The organism is Actinokineospora sp. HUAS TT18, assembly GCF_051364635.1.
Lineage (GTDB): Bacteria > Actinomycetota > Actinomycetes > Mycobacteriales > Pseudonocardiaceae > Actinokineospora.
Genome location: NZ_CP195645.1, coordinates 1,898,047 through 1,914,306 on the forward strand (window position 1 = coordinate 1,898,047; position 16,260 = coordinate 1,914,306).

A 16,260-nucleotide genomic window follows, 5' to 3' on the forward strand; every position below is an offset into this window, starting at 1 on the left:
CGCACGGCCCGCCCGTGGCAATTCGTTTACAGCGAGGCGATCAGCCGTTCGACCCGCTCGTCCACCGCGCGGAACGGGTCCTTGCACAGCACGGTGCGCTGGGCCTGGTCGTTCAGCTTCAGGTGGACCCAGTCGACGGTGAAGTCGCGGCCCGCGGCCTGGGCGGCGGCGATGAAGTCGCCGCGAAGCTTGGCTCGGGTGGTCTGGGGTGGGGTGTCCTTGGCGGCTTCGATCTCGCCGTCGTCGGTGACCCTGGTGACCAGGTCCTTGCGTTGGAGCAGGTCGAAGATGCCTCGGCCGCGCCGGATGTCGTGGTAGGCCAGGTCGAGTTGGGCGATTCGGGCGCTGGACAGGTCGAGGTTGTGCTTGGCCTGGTAGCGCTCGACCAGGCGGTGCTTGATCGCCCAGTCGATCTCGCGGTCGATCTTGGTCAGGTCCTGCGCCTCGACCGCGTCGAGCACCCGGCCCCACATGTCGACGACGCGCTGGGCCAGCGGGTCGGGCGAGCGGCGGGCGACGTGCTCCACGGCCTTGGCGTAGTACTCGCGCTGGATGTCGAGGGCCGAGGCCTCGCGGCCGCCCGCGAGGCGGACCAGCCTGCGGCCGGTCAGGTCGTGGCTGATCTCGCGGATGGCGCGGATCGGGTTGTCGAGGCTGAAGTCCCGGAACTGGACGCCGTCCTCGATCATCTCCAGGACCAGGTTGGCCGTGCCGACCTTGAGCAGCGTGGTCGGCTCGGCCATGTTCGAGTCGCCGACGATCACGTGCAGGCGGCGGTAGCGCTCGGCGTCGGCGTGGGGCTCATCGCGGGTGTTGATGATGGGGCGGGACCTGGTGGTGGCGCTGGAGACGCCCTCCCAGATGTGCTCGGCGCGCTGGGACAGGCAGTACACCGCGCCGCGCGGGGTCTGCAGGACCTTGCCCGCGCCGCAGATCAGCTGGCGGGTGACGAGGAAGGGCAGGAGCACGTCGGCGATGCGGGAGAACTCCCCTGCCCGGGTGACCAGGAAGTTCTCGTGGCAGCCGTAGGAGTTGCCCGCCGAGTCGGTGTTGTTCTTGAACAGGAAGATGTCGCCGCCGATGCCCTCATCGGCCAGTCGGCGCTCGGCGTCGACGAGCAGATCCTCAAGAATCCGCTCCCCCGCCTTGTCGTGGGTGACGAGTTGGACCAGGTCGTCGCACTCCGCCGTCGCGTACTCGGGGTGTGATCCGACATCCAGGTAGAGGCGTGATCCGTTGCGCAGGAAGACGTTCGATGAACGACCCCACGACACCACGCGCCGAAACAAGTACCGCGCGACCTCGTCCGGGGACAGCCTGCGCTGCCCGTGGAACGTGCAGGTCACGCCGAATTCGGTCTCGATTCCGAAGATCCGCCGCTGCATCCTTCTAGCCTAGGCGCAAAGACCGACAACGTCAGAGCGCCGTTCGGGGCGGTCGACCTATCCGTTATGGACCGGTTCCGTAACCGGCTGTTCACCTGCGCCATGGTCGTCAAGCGGGCGACTGGGCCGTCCTGTTGAATCAGGATCATGTTCGGCCATGTCAAGCGCTCCGTGCGCCGCGTAAACCGCCTCGACCAAGCGCTGGTCAGGGCCACCGCCGCGCTGCCGGAGTCCCCGGCCGACCGCGGCCTCAAACGACTGTCCACCGCGGCCAACCACGGCAGGCTGTGGTTCGGGGTCGCGGCGATCCTCGCCTCGGGCAAGGGGCCGACCCGCCGGGCGGCACTGCGCGGGGTGGGCTCGATCGCCATCGCCAGCGCGTCGGCCAACCTGGTCGGCAAGAACCTCTTCCCGCGCAGACGGCCCGCCGCCGAGCTCGTGCCGCTCGCCCGCAGGCTCACGAAGCGGCCGACGAGTTCGTCGTTCCCCTCCGGCCACGCCGCCTCCGCCGTCGCGTTCACGACCGCCGTGGCGATGGAGAGCCCCTCCGCCGCGGCCGTCATCGCCCCGGTGGCCGCCGCCGTGGCCTACTCGCGGGTGCACACCGGCGTGCACTGGCCCAGCGACATCGCCGCGGGCGCGGCGATCGGCGTCGGCGCCGCGTACGCCGTGCGGCACTGGTGGCCGGTCGTGACCCCCACGGCCGCGCACACCGCCCACGCCGCCGCCGTCGTGCCGCTGCCGGACGGCGAGGGCATGCTGATCCTGGTCAACCCGAACTCCGGCCTCGGCGACGACCCGACCGACGAGCTGGCCGAGCTCTGGCCGATGGCCACGGTGATCAACCCCGTCCAGGGCACCGACCTCATCGACTACCTGTCCGACGAGGTCAAGGCCACCCCGGGCATCCGCGCGCTGGGCGTGGCGGGCGGGGACGGCACGGTGGCCGCGGTGGCCGCCGTCGCCGCCGAGTTCGAGCTGCCGCTGGTGCTGATCCCGGCGGGCACCCTCAACCACTTCGCCCGCGACATCGGCGTCCAGACCGCCGACGACGCCGCCCAGGCCATGCGTGTGGGCCAGGGCGTCGAGATCGACCTCGCGGGCGTGGAGATCGTCGACCGCTGGGGCGCCGAGCGGCACCGCTGGTTCGTCAACACCGCCAGCGTCGGCGGCTACCCGGAGATGGTCCGGCTGCGCGAGAAGCTGGAGTCGAAGGGCTGGCCCAAGTGGCCCGCGGGCGCGCTGGCGCTGTGGCGGTCGCTGCGCCGCGCCCAGCCCATCCGGATGGCCTTCGACGGCAAGCCGCACCTGGTGTGGTGGCTGTTCGTCGGCAACGGCACCTACGCCCCGAAGGGCTTCGCCCCCAAGGGTCGTCCCGCGCTCGACACGGGCCTGCTCGACGTGCGCTACCTGCGCGCCGACGTGCCCTTCTCGCGCGCCCGGTTCGTCATCGCCACGCTCGCGGGCACGCTCGGCACCAGCCACGTCTACCGGGAGCTCGACGTCGCCGAACTCGAGGTGAAGCTGCTCGACGGCCACCGCCGCATCGCCACCGACGGCGAGGTCGGCCCGCTGGCGAACCAGTTCACCTTCCGCTCGCGGCCCCGGGCGCTGTCGATCTACCGGTAGCTTCGACGGTGTGGCGACAGTCGTTGAGTTGAACACCTTCCCGATCAAGGGCTGCGCGGGCACGTCGCTGCCCGACGTGGTCACCACGGCCGCCGGGCTGGCCCACGACCGCACGTTCATGGTCACCGACGAGGACGGGGTGTTCCGCAGCCAGCGCCGCTCCCCCAGCCTCGCCAGGATCCGCCCGACCGTCACCGAGTCGGGCATCACCCTGCGCGCCGACGGCCTCGCCCCGATCGACGTCCCGGTCGACCTGACCGCGCCCCGGCGCGATGTGGTCCTGTTCAAGGCGCCGTTCCAGGGCATCGACCTCGGCGACGACGCGGCGGGCTGGCTGACCGAGGCGCTGGGCGAGCCGAGCAGGCTGGTGCGGGTGCCGCCGGAGCACGCCAGGGTCACCGATGGGCAGGTGGCGGGCACCTCCGGCTACGCGGACAGCTCTGCGGTTCACCTGCTGAGCCTGGCCACGCTCGCCGAGCTGAACGACCGCCTGGCCCGCCGCGGCGCGGCCCCGCTGCCGCTCGACCGGTTCCGGGTGAACGTCGTGGTCGACGGCTGGGACGAGCCGTCCGTCGAGGACCGCCTGCGCCGCGTGCGGATCGGCGACTGCGAGCTGGCGTACACGAAGCTCGCCATCCGCTGCGCCGTCACGACCGTCGACCAACAGGCGGGCGTCAAGGCGGGTCCGGAGCCGCTGCGGACCCTGGCCGACTACCGCAGGACCGAGGGCGGCGTCGCGTTCGGCGCGAAGTTCAGCGTCACCCGCCCGGGCAAGCTGTCCGTCGGCGACTCGCTCACCATCGACGCCTGGGGCGACTCAGAGTTCTGAGCGCGGCCCGAGGTCGTCGTCGCGTCCGGCCTCGATCCGGGACCACTGGGCGGTCGGACGCCCGTCCAGCCGGAACTGGCCGCCCCGGGACCCCCACCGCTGAGGCCAGCCCTCCGGCGAGTCCTCCCAGTACTCCTGCCTGCCGTAGACCGTCATGTCCAGCAGCCCGTACGACGGCGCCATCGGCTCGTTGCCGCGGCCGGTGGTCCAGTAGGTCTCGAAGACCCGGTCGCCATCGCGCAGGTAGCTGACCAGGATGCCGAAGTGCCGGTCCGCGACCAGCTCGGCCACGGACTCGCGCGGCACCGAGTACCAGGGCATGGTCCAGCCCATGAAGTCGCGGTAGCGCGAGCTCTCCTCGTACGCCCCCTCGGAGAAGGTCGCGTAGGTGACGTCCCGCGAGTGGAGGTAAGACAGCTCGCCCATGTGGGCGGTGGAGAAGGTGCAGCCCTCGCACTGCTCCGCGGCGGGCTTGCCGGTGTGCCACATCTGGAAGTAGGCGATCAGCTGCGACCGGCCGTCGAAGACGTCGACCAGCGAAACCGGCCCGTCGGACCCGATCAGCCTCGTGGCCGGATCGACCTCGACCATCGGCGGCCAGCGCGTCCCCGGCGCGGGTGTGGGCCTTCTCCTTGACCCGGAGCTCGTCGACCTTCGCCTGCCAGGTCTGTCGATCGGCGATCGGCGGGAGTTCATGGCTGGACATCCACCATGTCTACTCCCGCCCGGCGCCGCGCATCAACGCCGACCGGCCGCCTCGGCGGGTGAGTCCTTGTTGGCGTCCCACCACGCCGCGAAGAGCGGGTTGGTGTCGGAGAGCTGCGAATAGGCCGACAGCAGCGAGGCGGGCGCCGACTCGATGGCGCCCGCGAGCGTGCTCTCCTCGTTCCAGATCAACACGACCTCCATGCGCAGCGGCGTCCCGACGATCGCCCGGATCACCAGGCCACCGCCCTCCCGGGCGACCGGCTTGGCCAGGGTCACCGCGCCCGCCTGCACCAGCGCCCGCGTGGTGGTCGTGTCCGAGACCTCGTACTTGATCCGCGGGGTGAAGCCGCTGCCCGCGCACGCGCGCACCAGGGCCAGTTGCTCGGGCACCTCGGCGATGGGCGGCAGCACCCAGCTCTCCTCGGCCAGGTCGCGCAGCTCCAGGTCGCCGACGTCGGCGAGGCGGTGGCTCTCGGCGAGGGCGACGAAGATCGGGGCGCTGAGCATCACCCGGCTGTGGACCTGGGCGGGCATCGGCGTGCGGAAGCCGGGGCTCTCCTCCAGGATGGCGAAGTCGATCTTGCCGTCGGCCACCTTGCGGACCAGGTCGGTCGGGCTGGGGTCGATCTCCAGCGCGACCTCGGTGCCGCCGAGGCGCTCGGCGATGGAGGTGGCGAACAGCGGGACGATCAGACCGGGCAGACCGCCGACCCGGATGGTGCCCGCGACCGTGACCGCCTGCGTGCGCTGCTTGATCCCCGCCATGAGGTCGTCGACGTCGCTGAGCACCACACGGGCGGACGAGAGCACGTAGCTGCCCAGATCGGTCGGCACGACGCCGGTGCCCGACCTGGCGAACAGCATCCCGCCGACGCGCCGCTCCAGACGCTGCAGCTGGGCGGTCAGCGCGGGTTGCGAGACCCCGAGTTGGACGGCGGCCTTGGACAGGCTGCCCGCGTCGGCGACGGCGATGATGACTCGAAGGTGGCGAAGTTCCAGCTCGTGCACACCAAAGTTATGCCCTCTGCGCCGACGTTATGCAAATTTCTGCGCGCATCGTGGGATGACCCCCACATTTCGGGCTCCGAGCGTGTCAAAACGGGTCCGGCGCCCTCTACCCAAGATGGCGCCGAACCCGTTTCACCATTCAACTTCATACACCGTGGCGCGGCCGGTTCACGCCGACCGCGCCACGGGTGCTCTCACCCGCTGACTACGAGACGGTCAGCGCGGCGTCGTCCACCGCGAAGGTCGTCTGCAGCGAGTAGTCCTCCGTCGCGGTCCACCGCAGCCGGATCGTCTGGCCCTTGTAGGCCGACAGGTCGTACGTCTTCTGGACGTAGGACGTGCTCTTGTTCAGGTTCGAGAGGGTACCGAGGGTGGTCAGCACCGTGCCCGAGCTGTTGAGCACCTGCAGCTGCAGCTTGTCGTACTGGACCGACGTCGTGTTCTCCGCCGTGTCGATCCGGACCCAGTAGCTCGCGCTCACGCTGGTCGCCGACGCCGGGATGGTGACCTGCTGGTACAGGTTCTCCGTCGTCGAGCGGCCGTTGCCGCCGAACCCGGCCCACCAGGTGCCGCCGTGGGTCGGGCGGCTTGTGGAGTTGGTGATGACTCCGGTGGTGGACCCGCTCCAGCCGGTGTTGCCGGACTCGAAGCCCGCGTTGGCGAGCAACTGCGTGGGCGTGGTGGTGTTGGTGACGGCCCAGGTGAAGGCGGTGTTGCCGCTGCCGCCCTTGCCGTCGGTGACCGTGACGGTCACGTTGCTGTTCCCGACGGTGGTCGGGGTGCCGGAGATCAGGCCGTTGTTGGCGCCGATGCTCAGGCCCGCTGGCAGGCCGGACGCGGCGTAGGTGAGGGTGTCACCGTTGGCGTCGGTCGCCTGGACCTGCAGGTTCACCGCAGTGTTGATCTTAGTCGACTGGTTGCCGGGGTTGGTGACGACCGGGTTGGCGTTGGTGCCGCCGGTGCCGAACTTGCCGTCGACCACGAGCGCGAACTTCTGCGGACCCGAGGGCACGTTGAAGCCACGCACCCGGACGGTCCACTCACCCGCGGCCGGGTTCTGGAGGTAGACGTTCTCCAGGTTGTTGCGCCGGTCGGCGGTGCCGCCGCTGTTCGACCAGCCGCCCGCGAACACGTTGCCGCGGTAGACGGTGCCGGTCGGCGACACGACCTCCAGGTCGAGGTCGTTGACCAGGGTGACGGCCGCGTTGATCGCCGCCTCCTTGTCGGAGTAGGCCAGCGTGATCTTGAGCGGCTGACCGGCCTCGACGTTGTACTTGGTCTCCGACAGGCCGCCCGTGGCCAGGCCCGCCGCCGCCTCGTCGACGTACTTGGCGGTGCCCGCGGTGGCCTTGTCGAGGTTCACGAAACCCCAGCCCTCGTGTGAGTTCGGGATAGGCAGGTCGTTGTCGTTCTGCCCGTCGCCGTTCTCGTCGAGCAGGTCGGTCGCCGAGTTGACCAGGGTGCCCTTGACCAGCGCCGCGGAGGCGTTGACCGAGTACTTCTTGTTGTAGAAGTCGCGCACGACCGTGGCGCCACCGGCGGCCAGCGGGTTCGACATCGACGTGCCGCTGAAGTACTTGTAGTCGTCGTTCAGCGGGAAGCCGTAGCCGTCGTTCTGCGGCGCGCCGTTGGTGGGCTTGTTGGCCCCGGCGCCGTCGTACTGCTGCTGGAAGCGGTCGGAGTAGCCCGACAGGATCCAGGAACCGGGGGCGACGACGTCGGGCTTGATCCGGCCGTCGTCTGTCGGACCGCGGCTGGAGAACGCGGTGACCTGCTGCGGGTTGCCGGTCTGCGAGTCGGACTTGATCGGCTCGGCCGGGTAGTCGTCCGGCCACCAGGCACCCCAGGTCGGGATGATGTTCTGGCCGTTGACGTCGCGGCAGGACCGGTTGTTGAAGGTCGCCTGCTCCTTGGCCGTCTGCGGGGTGTAGGTCAGGCTCGCGTCACACGGCGACTGGAGCTTGCCGTTCTCCGAGGCGCCGACGGTCAGCACGTTCTTCGCCGTGGCGGGCGCGCCGATGGAGTCGTTGTCGATCACGCCGTCGGCGTTGGCGTCGATGCCCTCGTTGCCCGCGCTGAAGCTGACGAGCATGTCGCGGTGGGTGTTGATGAACTTGTCCGCGGCCTGCGAGTTGTCGGTGTACTGGCCCGCGGCGTTCGATCCCCACGAGTTGGAGTGCACGCGGGCGCCGTCGTTGTAGGCCTCCTGGAACAGGCCCGCGAGGTCGTCGGGCAGGCCCAGCAGGTAGTAGCCGTCGGCGTACTGCGCGGCGCAGGCGCCCTGCATGTCGACGTAGTCCTCGACGGCCTGGAACACCAGGCGCGCGCCGTACGCGGCGGCCTTGCCGGTGCCGTCGGCCATGCCGTCGCCGACCACGGAGACCGCGACGTGGGTGCCGTGGCCGCTGTCCTCGTCGACCGCGCCGTTGCCCTGCACGTCGTAGCAGCCGATCGAGTCGGCGCCGACCCACGAGTGGATCGCCTGGATGCGCGCGGCCGGGATGTCCGGGTGCGCGGTGGCGGCGGTGCCGCCGCCGAGGCCGGTGTCGGCGACCGCGACGATCTGGGTGGAGCCGTCGTAGCCGCGCGCGTTGGCCTCGGTGGCCTTCATCAGCACACCGGCGGCGTGCTCGTTGTGCTTCTCCTGGATGCGGAACTTGTCGACGAACGCGACGTCCTCGATGCCCGCGATCTTGTTCGCCTGGGCCGGGTCGGCGGCCAGCAGCAGCGTGCCGTCGGCGGACTTGGACACGACCGCGCCGGTGGCCTCGGCCGACTTGCGCAGCGCGGCGATGTCGACACCGGACTCGGCGCGGACCTTGTAGATGCCCGCCTTGCCCTCGTCGATCTTGGCCTTGGCGTCCTTGGTGACCTTCCAGGCGGCCTGGTAGCGGCCGACCCAGTGGACACCCGCGAGCTTGCCCGCGCGGTTGGCCTGGCCCGGGTTCATCCGGACCTTGAACGCGTTGTCGGGGATGTACTCGACGATCTGGGCGCCGATCGCGGTCAGACCGGCCTTCCACTCCTCGCGGACGGGGCCGCTGAACTGGACGAGGTAGCTGCCACGCTCGGTGGCACCCAGGGTCTGGTTCTCCAGGCCCTGCGGGAGCTTGGCCGCGGCGCTCGGGTAGAACTCGCCGGTCACGAGGCGGATGGGGGATTCAGGATCTGGTGCGGCGTTGGCGAATCCGGGGATCGCCACGGCGGCACCCACGAGCGCTACAGAGACCGCGAGCGTTGCCGCGCGCCGCCTCGGTGTGGCACCGAGCATGGGTTCGTCCTTTGTGCATTGGGGCAGGGGCCGATTCGCCGCACCAGACGTGGCCTGCCCTCACGCGACCATTGATCGTCTGATCAGGTGAATCGTTGAACGGGACTATGACTGGCGTAGGACGGGTTCTACCCATCCCGGAAGGGCATAACATCCATGTGACCTGCGACTATGCCGCTCCGTTGACATGGCGGTAACCGTAGGCAACAGAAAGTCGTCCCGCTATTCGGGCAATCGACTAGGCCAATCAGGTCCCAACACGGCGTTGCGCCCGGACAGCACACAGGCCCCGCCTGTTGGGGGCGGGGCCTGTGTCCACTGCGGAGTCTGCCTGCTACTGATCCTCGGTGGGCGGGAGTTGGACGTCCTCGATCGGCTTGGCCGGGGAGGACGGCGCTTCCTGCGCGGGCTGCTCGTCGGCGGGCAGCAGCGACGTCAGCGCGGCACCGGTGATGCGGCGGAAAGCCCGGGTGGGCCGCTTGCGGTCCAGGACAGCCACTTCGAGCTTGTCGAGCGTGGTCTCCCCCGCGGCCGCCGCGGCGCCCGACGAACCCGTCGACAGCGCCTTCACGGCGAGCCGGACGGCGTCGCTGAGCGGGATGGCCTCCTGGAAGGTCTCCTTGAGCGAGGCGACGATCGTGTCGGTCTGCCCGCCCATCACCAGGAACTGCGGCTCGTCGACGATCGAGCCGTCGTAGGTGAGCCGGTAGAGCTGGTCCTGCTTGGCCGTGGCGCCGACCTCGGCCACGCAGATCTCGACCTCCATCGGCTTGACCTGCTCGGTGAAGATCGTGCCGAGGGTCTGGGCGTAGACGTTGGCCAGCTGCCTGGCGGAGACGTCGCGGCGGTCGTAGGAGTAGCCCCACAGGTCGACGTGGCGGATGCCGCCGCGGCGCAGGCTCTCGTACTCGCTGTAGCGGCCCGCCGCGGCGAAGCCGATGCGGTCGTAGATCTCCGAGACCTTGTGCAGCGTCGCCGACGGGTTCTCCGCGACGAACAGCACGCCGTCGGCGTACTTGAGCGCGACGACGCTGCGGCCCCGGGCGATGCCCTTGCGGGCGTACTCCGAGCGGTCGCGCATCAGCTGCTCGGGAGAGGCGTACAACGGCATCGTCACGGTGCGGGCTCCTTCACTGGGCAGTCAGAGGGGTCGGGTCAGCCGCGGGGGCGGGCGGAGCGGGCGGACACCACTTCGGCGGCTACCGCCGCGGTGTCGTCCTCGCTCAGCCGCACCGCGCCGTCGTCGGCGGTGATGGTGACGATGCTGGGGTAGATCCGGCGGGCCATGTCCGGGCCACCGGTGGCGGAGTCGTCGTCGGCGGCGTCGTAGAGCGCCTCGACGGCGGCGCGGACAGCGGCGGCCTTGTCGCCGTCCGGCGTGTAGAGCTTCTTCAGCGCGGACTTGGCGAACATCGAGCCGGAGCCGATGGCGTGGAAGCCCGCGCGCTCCTCGTAGCGGCCGCCGGTGACGTCGAAGGAGACGATCCGGCCCGCGGTGGCCGGGTCGTCGGCGTCGATGTCGTAGCCGACGAACAGCGGCAGCACGGCGAGGCCCGCCATCGCCACGTCGAGGTTGCCGCGGACCATGCTGGCCAGCTTGTTCGTCTTGCCGTCCAGCGACAGCGCGACGCCCTCGATCTTCTCGTAGTGGCGCAGTTCCACCGTGTAGAGGCGGACCAGCTCCACCGCGAGACCGGCGGTGCCCGCGATGCCCACCGACGAGTAGTCGTCGGTCAGGTACACCTTCTCGATGTCCCGCTGCGCGATCAGGTTGCCCGCGGTGGCCCGCCGGTCGCCCGCGATCAGGACGCCGCCGTTGAACGTGACGGCGACGATCGTGGTGCCGTGCGGGATGTCCGCGGCGCTCACCGCCGACTGCGGCACCCGGCGGCCGGGCAGCAGCTCAGGGGCCTGGCTGTGCAGGAAGTCGGTGAACGAGGACGTTCCGGCGGACAGGTAGGCAGGCGGGAGCGACGCACCCAGCTGCCCTCGGGACGAGGTGTGTTCCATGCCTTCTTTCAATCCTGTCGCTGATCGGGCTGGGCTTGTGCTCGGGGTGGTTACTGGCCGCCCTTTTGCACGTACGCGCGGACGAAGTCCTCGGCGTTCTCCTCGAGGACGTCGTCGATCTCGTCGAGGATCGCGTCGGTGTCGTCACCGAGCTTCTCGCGGCGCTCCTGCCCGGCCGCGGTGGTCTCGTCGACCCCCTCGTCGCCGTCACCGCCGCCCTGCCGCTGCTTCTGCTCCTGGGACATCTCGCCTCCCGATCGTCTGGCCTACTGAGAACACTACCCAGCCACACCGACTTTCGTCGCCGTCCGCGCCGGTGACAAGATCCGTTCGCTTAGCGCTTGGTGGACCCGGTGAGCTTGTCGACGAGCTGTTCAGCGGTGTCCGCGGCGTCGAGCAGCTCTCCGACGTGCGCCTTGGTGCCGCGCAGGGGCTCCAGGGTGGGGATGCGGACCAGGGATTCGCGGCCTAGATCGAAGATGACCGAATCCCACGAGGCGGCCGCGATCGAGTTCGGGTAGCGCTCCAGGCAGCGGCCGCGGAAGTAGGCGCGGGTGTCCTGCGGCGGGGTGGTGATCGCCGCGCGCACCTCCTCCTCGGTGACCAGGCGCTTCATCGAGCCGCGGGCCACCAGGCGGTTGTAGAGGCCCTTGTCGAGACGCACGTCGGAGTACTGCAGGTCGACCAGCTGCAGCCGCGGCGAGTTCCAGTTCAGGCCGTCGCGGGACCGGAAGCCCTCCAGCAGGCGCAACTTGGCGGGCCAGTCGAGCCGGTCCGCGCACTCCATCGGGTCGCGCTTGAGCGCGTCGAGGATGTCGCCCCACACGCGCAGCACGTCGAGGGACACCCGGTCGATGTCGGCGCGGTCGAGGTGCTCGGCGACCATGTCCAGGTAGGCCGACTGGATGTCGAGGCCGGTGAACTTGCGGCCGTTCGACAGCTCGACGGTGGCCTTCAGGGTCGGGTCGTGGCTGATCACGTGCACCGCGCGCACCGGGTCGGCCAGCTTCAGGTGGTCGAACCGGACCCCGGACTCGATCATGTCCAGGACCAGCGCGGTGGTGCCCACCTTGAGGTAGGTCGACGTCTCGGCGAGGTTCGCGTCGCCGATGATGACGTGCAGGCGCCGGTATTTGTCGGCGTCGGCGTGCGGCTCGTCGCGGGTGTTGATGATGCCGCGCTTGAGCGTGGTCTCCAGGCCGACCTCGACCTCGATGTAGTCGGCGCGCTGGGACAGTTGGAAGCCCGCCTCCTCCCCCGCGACGCCGATGCCGACGCGGCCTGAGCCGCAGATGACCTGCCGGGAGGCGAAGAACGGCGTCAGGCCCGCGATGACGGCGGTGAACGGCGTGTTGCGCGCCATCAGGTAGTTCTCGTGGGTGCCGTAGCTGGCGCCCTTGCCGTCGACGTTGTTCTTGTAGAGCTGCAGCCGCGGCTGCCCGGGCACGGTGGCCGCGCGCATGGCGGCCTCCTCCATGACCCGCTCCCCCGCCTTGTCCCAGATCACCGCGTCCCGCGCGTTGGTGACCTCGGGCGCGGAGTACTCGGGGTGGGCGTGGTCGACGTAGAGCCGGGCCCCGTTGGTGAGGATCACGTTGGCCGCGCCGAGGTCCTCGACGTCGGGATCGGGCGCCATCCCGGGCGCCCCCAGGTCGAAGCCCCGCGCGTCCCGCAGCGGCGACTCCACCTCGTAGTCCCAGCGCGCCCGCCGGGCCCGCGGGATGTCCGCCGCCGCGGCGTAGGCCAGCACGACCTGGGTCGATGTCAAAACCGGGTTGGCCGTCGGGTCGCCCGGCACGGAAATGCCGTACTCGACCTCGGTTCCCATGATCCGCCGCATAGCGACCACCCTACGGGGCTGGGCGGACGGTTGGACGGTGAGCCGCTGCACGGCCCCTGCAACTGAAACCGCCGGGGGCGGCGTAACACCGCGTCCAGCAGGATGCCCTGGCCGTCAGCCCCGTTTGCCAGGAGCAGGAGCGAGCCGTGCCAACATCGGCGGTGTGGCGAACGACGAACTGGTGGCGATCTACTCGGCCGACGGCGCGGTGACCGGCTCCGCGACCAGGGCCAGGATGCGCGCGGAAGGACTCTGGCACGCCTGTGGGGCCATCCTCGTCCGCTCCGGCGACCGCGTCCACGTGCACCGGCGCACCGACGACAAAGACGTCTTCCCCGGCATGCACGACTGCTGGGCTGGCGGTGTGGTGGCCGCGGGCGAGACGCCGCTGGAGTGCGCGCGGCGGGAGCTGGCGGAGGAACTCGGCATCGACGGAGTGCCGCTCAACCCGCTGTTCACCCTCAGCGTCGACCTGGAGCACACCCGCATCCATCTGTTCGCCTACGAGGTGTTCTGGGACGGCGAGGTCGTGCTCCAGGACGAGGAGATCGCCTGGGGCGGGTGGATGACGGTGGCCGAGCTGCGGGCCAGACTGGACGACCCGGCGTGGCCGTTCGTGCCGGACGGGCGGATCGCGGTCGAGGAGTGGTTCCGCCGTCAGTCCTGAGCCAGCTTCGCGGCGGCCAGCGGGGCGAGGCGGGTGATCGCGGATCGGGCCCGCGGGGTGCCCGCGGCCTCCACGCTCAGCACGGTCAGGTGACGGCCGACCGCGACCGCGACCGAGCACGTCGATCGCTTCGGGCCGGTGGCGCACCAGCTGACCTGGGCGTCGGTCCCGGGCAGCGTTACGTCCGCGCCGCCCTCCATCGTGAAGCGCTGGGTGTCGACGAGGAAGAAGCCACACACCAGGTGGTCCCGCAGGGTGGCGACGACCGACGCGGCCGAGGTCGGGTACGCGGCGACGCTCTGGGTAAGCACAGAGCCGGTGGCGTACTTCCAGCGCGCGGTGGTGCCGTTGTCGGTGGGCTTCAGCGGCGCCGAGCAGTCGGTGAGCCGGACCGGGAACCGGGGTTCGACGCCGTCCGCGGTGACCTGCTCGGCGGCCAGGTCGGTCGCCGACAGCGCGACCGGGGTCAGGTCGACGGGCTTGGCCGTGGTCGACGGAGCCTGCCGTGGCGCCGAAGAAGAAGGCGGCGCCGAGGGGCGCGCGGTGGTCGGCACGTCCGACGTAGGGTCGTCGTAGTACTGGTAGAGATCGTTGGGGCGGTCTGAGCAGGCCGCGGTGAGCAGGACCGGCAGCACCGCCGCGGTCACCAGGAACCGCACTCGGCGCACGACGTCCCCTTCGTCTCGATCTTTGCGCGAAAACCTACAAGACGAGACCCCGCACGGATTCGTGCGGGGTCTCGTCTCGACTGTCCTTACAGGTACTGACCGGTGTTCGTGGCGGTGTCGATCGCCCGGCCCGAGTCCTGGTTCTTGCCGGTCACCAGGGTTCGGATGTAGACGATGCGCTCGCCCTTCTTGCCCGAGATCCGGGCCCAGTCGTCCGGGTTGGTGGTGTTGGGCAGGTCCTCGTTCTCGGCGAACTCGTCGACGATCGCGTCGAGCAGGTGTTGCACCCGCAGGCCGCGCTGCTGGGTCTCCAGCACCGACTTGATCGCCGCCTTCTTCGCCCGGTCGACGATGTTCTGGATCATCGCGCCGGAGTTGAAGTCGCGGAAGTAGAGGACTTCCTTGTCGCCGTTGGCGTAGGTGACCTCGAGGAACCGGTTCTCCTCGGTTTCCTCGTACATACGCTCGACCGTGTGCTGGATCATGGCATCGATGCACGCGCGGCGGTCGCCGCCGAACTCGGCCATGTCCTCTTCGTGGATCGGCAGTGTGCTGGTGAGGTACTTGGAGAAGATGTCCTTCGCCGCCTCCGCGTCCGGCCGCTCGATCTTGATCTTCACGTCGAGCCTGCCTGGTCGCAGGATCGCCGGGTCGATCATGTCCTCGCGGTTGGACGCGCCGATGACGATGACGTTCTCCAGGCCCTCCACACCGTCGATCTCGCTCAGCAGCTGCGGGACGATCGTGGTCTCCACATCGGAGGACACGCCGCTGCCTCGGGTTCGGAAGATCGAGTCCATCTCGTCGAAGAACACGATCACCGGGGTGCCCTCGGACGCCTTCTCGCGCGCCCGCTGGAAGATCAGCCTGATGTGCCGCTCGGTCTCGCCGACGAACTTGTTGAGCAGCTCGGGACCCTTGATGTTCAGGAAGTAGGACTTCGCCTCGGACGGCTTGCCCTTGGCTTCGGGATCGCTCGCCGCGCGGGCCGCCGCGACCTGCTTGGCCAGCGAGTTCGCCACCGCCTTGGCGATGAGCGTCTTGCCGCAGCCAGGCGGGCCGTAGAGCAGCACGCCCTTGGGCGGGCGCAGCTCGTACTCGGCGAACAGGTCGGCGTGCAGGAACGGCAGCTCGACGGCGTCGCGGATCTGCTCGATCTGCCGGAACAGGCCACCGATGTCGGCGTAGTCGACGTCGGGCACCTCCTCCAGGACTAGATCTTCCACTTCGGCCTTGGGCACCCGCTCGTACGCGTAGCCGGACTTGGTGTCGACCAGCAGCGAGTCGCCGGGCTTGAGCGGCGAATCGGACAGCGGGTCGGCGAGCCAGACCACTCGTTCCTCATCGGCGTGGCCGACGACGAGCGCGCGGGTCGCCTTCTCCTCGTCGTCGGTGGTGAGCAACTCGCGCAGCGTCGACACCTCGCCGATGCGCTCGTAGCCACCCCCTTCGACCACGGTCAGTGCCTCGTTGAGCCGGACCGACTGGCCCCGGCGCAGTGTGTCGGCCTCCACGGCGGGTGACACCGAGACGCGCATCCGCCTGCCGGCGGTGAACACGTCCACGGTGCCGTCGTCGTGGCCGGTCAGGAACACTCCGTAACCACTAGGCGGTTGCGCGAGGCGGTCGACCTCCTCACGCAGGGCGAGTAGCTGCCCGCGTGCCTCGCGCAGTGTGTCGACCAGCTTGGCGTTGCGCTCGGTGAGCTGACTCACTCGCTCCGACGCTTCGGCCAACCGCTGTTCGAGCAGCCGCGAATGCCGCGGCGATTCCGTCAGTTTCCGGCGCAGCAGGGAGACTTCCTCTTCGAGGAATCGGATCTGCGCGGCCTCCGAGCGCGACTCGCGCTCGTCTGGCTGGCCGGGCGTGTCACCGTGCTCATCGTCGGCTTCTTCTGGCCGACTGCCGGGACGATCGTGCTGCATGTCGGCACCTCCTCCCGAACTCGTACTTCTACGGTACCGGCGATCACCGACAACAACAGAGCTTCCGGATGTCGGAACCCGCGTGTCACGCCCCGGCAATACCCACTCGGCTGCACTTGATCCGCCAAGTCGGTCATGCCGCGACGCGCCACACCGCTACGTTGCGTCGGTGTATTACGCCAACCGCGCTCCACATTGGCAACCCCTTTTGGCCACCATGTGGACACCTCACGGGACGCAGGGGCATCCGTCACGGAACGCGGCTGCCGCGAGTGTTCTCATTTCGTCACCTAATCGCGGCTGCGCGGAGTCCCGCGGGC

At 69.7% G+C, this 16,260-nt stretch carries 13 protein-coding genes; 3 read left to right on the forward strand and 10 right to left on the reverse strand.

Annotation, left to right across the window (positions count from 1 at the left end; translation table 11 throughout):
- Nucleotides 1–26: 26 nt before the first annotated feature.
- Nucleotides 27–1,385: a Pup--protein ligase gene (gene pafA / locus ACSHT8_RS08340; protein ID WP_436499338.1), complete on the reverse strand. Its 1,359-nt coding sequence runs from the start codon at nt 1,383–1,385 to the stop codon at nt 27–29.
- 147 nt (nt 1,386–1,532) lie between these two features.
- On the opposite strand from pafA, the gene ACSHT8_RS08345 reads away from it, so the two are divergent.
- Together ACSHT8_RS08345 and ACSHT8_RS08350 are read left to right on the forward strand one after the other, a co-directional pair.
- Nucleotides 1,533–3,014 (forward strand): bifunctional phosphatase PAP2/diacylglycerol kinase family protein, encoded by a 1,482-nt coding sequence (locus tag ACSHT8_RS08345; RefSeq protein WP_436499340.1) that lies wholly within the window; start codon nt 1,533–1,535, stop codon nt 3,012–3,014.
- 10 nt (nt 3,015–3,024) lie between these two features.
- Nucleotides 3,025–3,843 (forward strand): MOSC domain-containing protein, encoded by an 819-nt coding sequence (locus ACSHT8_RS08350; protein WP_436499342.1) that lies wholly within the window; start codon nt 3,025–3,027, stop codon nt 3,841–3,843.
- On the opposite strand, the gene ACSHT8_RS08355 is transcribed toward ACSHT8_RS08350, so the two are convergent.
- From ACSHT8_RS08355 to dop, 7 genes are all read right to left on the reverse strand, one after another.
- Nucleotides 3,832–4,434 carry a DUF899 family protein gene (locus tag ACSHT8_RS08355; RefSeq protein ID WP_436499344.1) on the reverse strand — a complete coding sequence of 201 codons (603 nt, stop codon included), beginning with the start codon at nt 4,432–4,434 and terminating at the stop codon, nt 3,832–3,834. The genes ACSHT8_RS08350 and ACSHT8_RS08355 overlap by 12 nt on opposite strands.
- Nucleotides 4,435–4,581: 147 nt before the next feature.
- Complete coding sequence (locus ACSHT8_RS08360; RefSeq protein WP_436499346.1) at nt 4,582–5,559, reverse strand: LysR family transcriptional regulator; 978 nt, start codon at nt 5,557–5,559, stop codon at nt 4,582–4,584.
- Between the two features lie 205 nt (nt 5,560–5,764).
- Entirely contained in the window at nt 5,765–8,761 is a 2,997-nt protein-coding gene (locus ACSHT8_RS08365; protein WP_436499348.1) for a S8 family serine peptidase, read from the reverse strand.
- Between the two features lie 403 nt (nt 8,762–9,164).
- Nucleotides 9,165–9,947 carry a proteasome subunit alpha gene (prcA, locus tag ACSHT8_RS08370; RefSeq protein ID WP_436499350.1) on the reverse strand — a complete coding sequence of 261 codons (783 nt, stop codon included), beginning with the start codon at nt 9,945–9,947 and terminating at the stop codon, nt 9,165–9,167.
- A 38-nt stretch (nt 9,948–9,985) separates the two neighbouring features.
- The gene (gene prcB / locus ACSHT8_RS08375; RefSeq protein WP_436499352.1) at nt 9,986–10,840 is read right to left on the reverse strand and encodes a proteasome subunit beta; all 855 of its coding nucleotides are present in this window, start codon (nt 10,838–10,840) and stop codon (nt 9,986–9,988) included.
- 50 nt (nt 10,841–10,890) lie between these two features.
- Complete coding sequence (locus ACSHT8_RS08380; RefSeq protein ID WP_054046529.1) at nt 10,891–11,085, reverse strand: ubiquitin-like protein Pup; 195 nt, start codon at nt 11,083–11,085, stop codon at nt 10,891–10,893.
- An 89-nt stretch (nt 11,086–11,174) separates the two neighbouring features.
- Nucleotides 11,175–12,680, reverse strand: a complete 1,506-nt coding sequence (dop, locus tag ACSHT8_RS08385) for a depupylase/deamidase Dop (RefSeq protein WP_436499355.1) — start codon at nt 12,678–12,680, stop codon at nt 11,175–11,177.
- A 163-nt stretch (nt 12,681–12,843) separates the two neighbouring features.
- Between dop and ACSHT8_RS08390 the strand changes: the two genes are divergently transcribed.
- Nucleotides 12,844–13,347, forward strand: a complete 504-nt coding sequence (locus ACSHT8_RS08390; protein ID WP_436499357.1) for an NUDIX hydrolase — start codon at nt 12,844–12,846, stop codon at nt 13,345–13,347.
- Here the strand turns inward: ACSHT8_RS08390 and ACSHT8_RS08395 are convergent.
- Both ACSHT8_RS08395 and arc read right to left on the reverse strand, forming a co-directional pair.
- A complete protein-coding gene (locus tag ACSHT8_RS08395; protein WP_436499359.1) occupies nt 13,338–14,015 on the reverse strand; it encodes a hypothetical protein in 678 nt (225 codons plus the stop codon). The genes ACSHT8_RS08390 and ACSHT8_RS08395 overlap by 10 nt on opposite strands.
- An 86-nt stretch (nt 14,016–14,101) precedes the next feature.
- Nucleotides 14,102–15,940, reverse strand: coding sequence for a proteasome ATPase (arc, locus tag ACSHT8_RS08400; protein WP_436499361.1), 1,839 nt, complete (start codon nt 15,938–15,940; stop codon nt 14,102–14,104).
- Between the last annotated feature and the right edge of the window lie 320 nt (nt 15,941–16,260).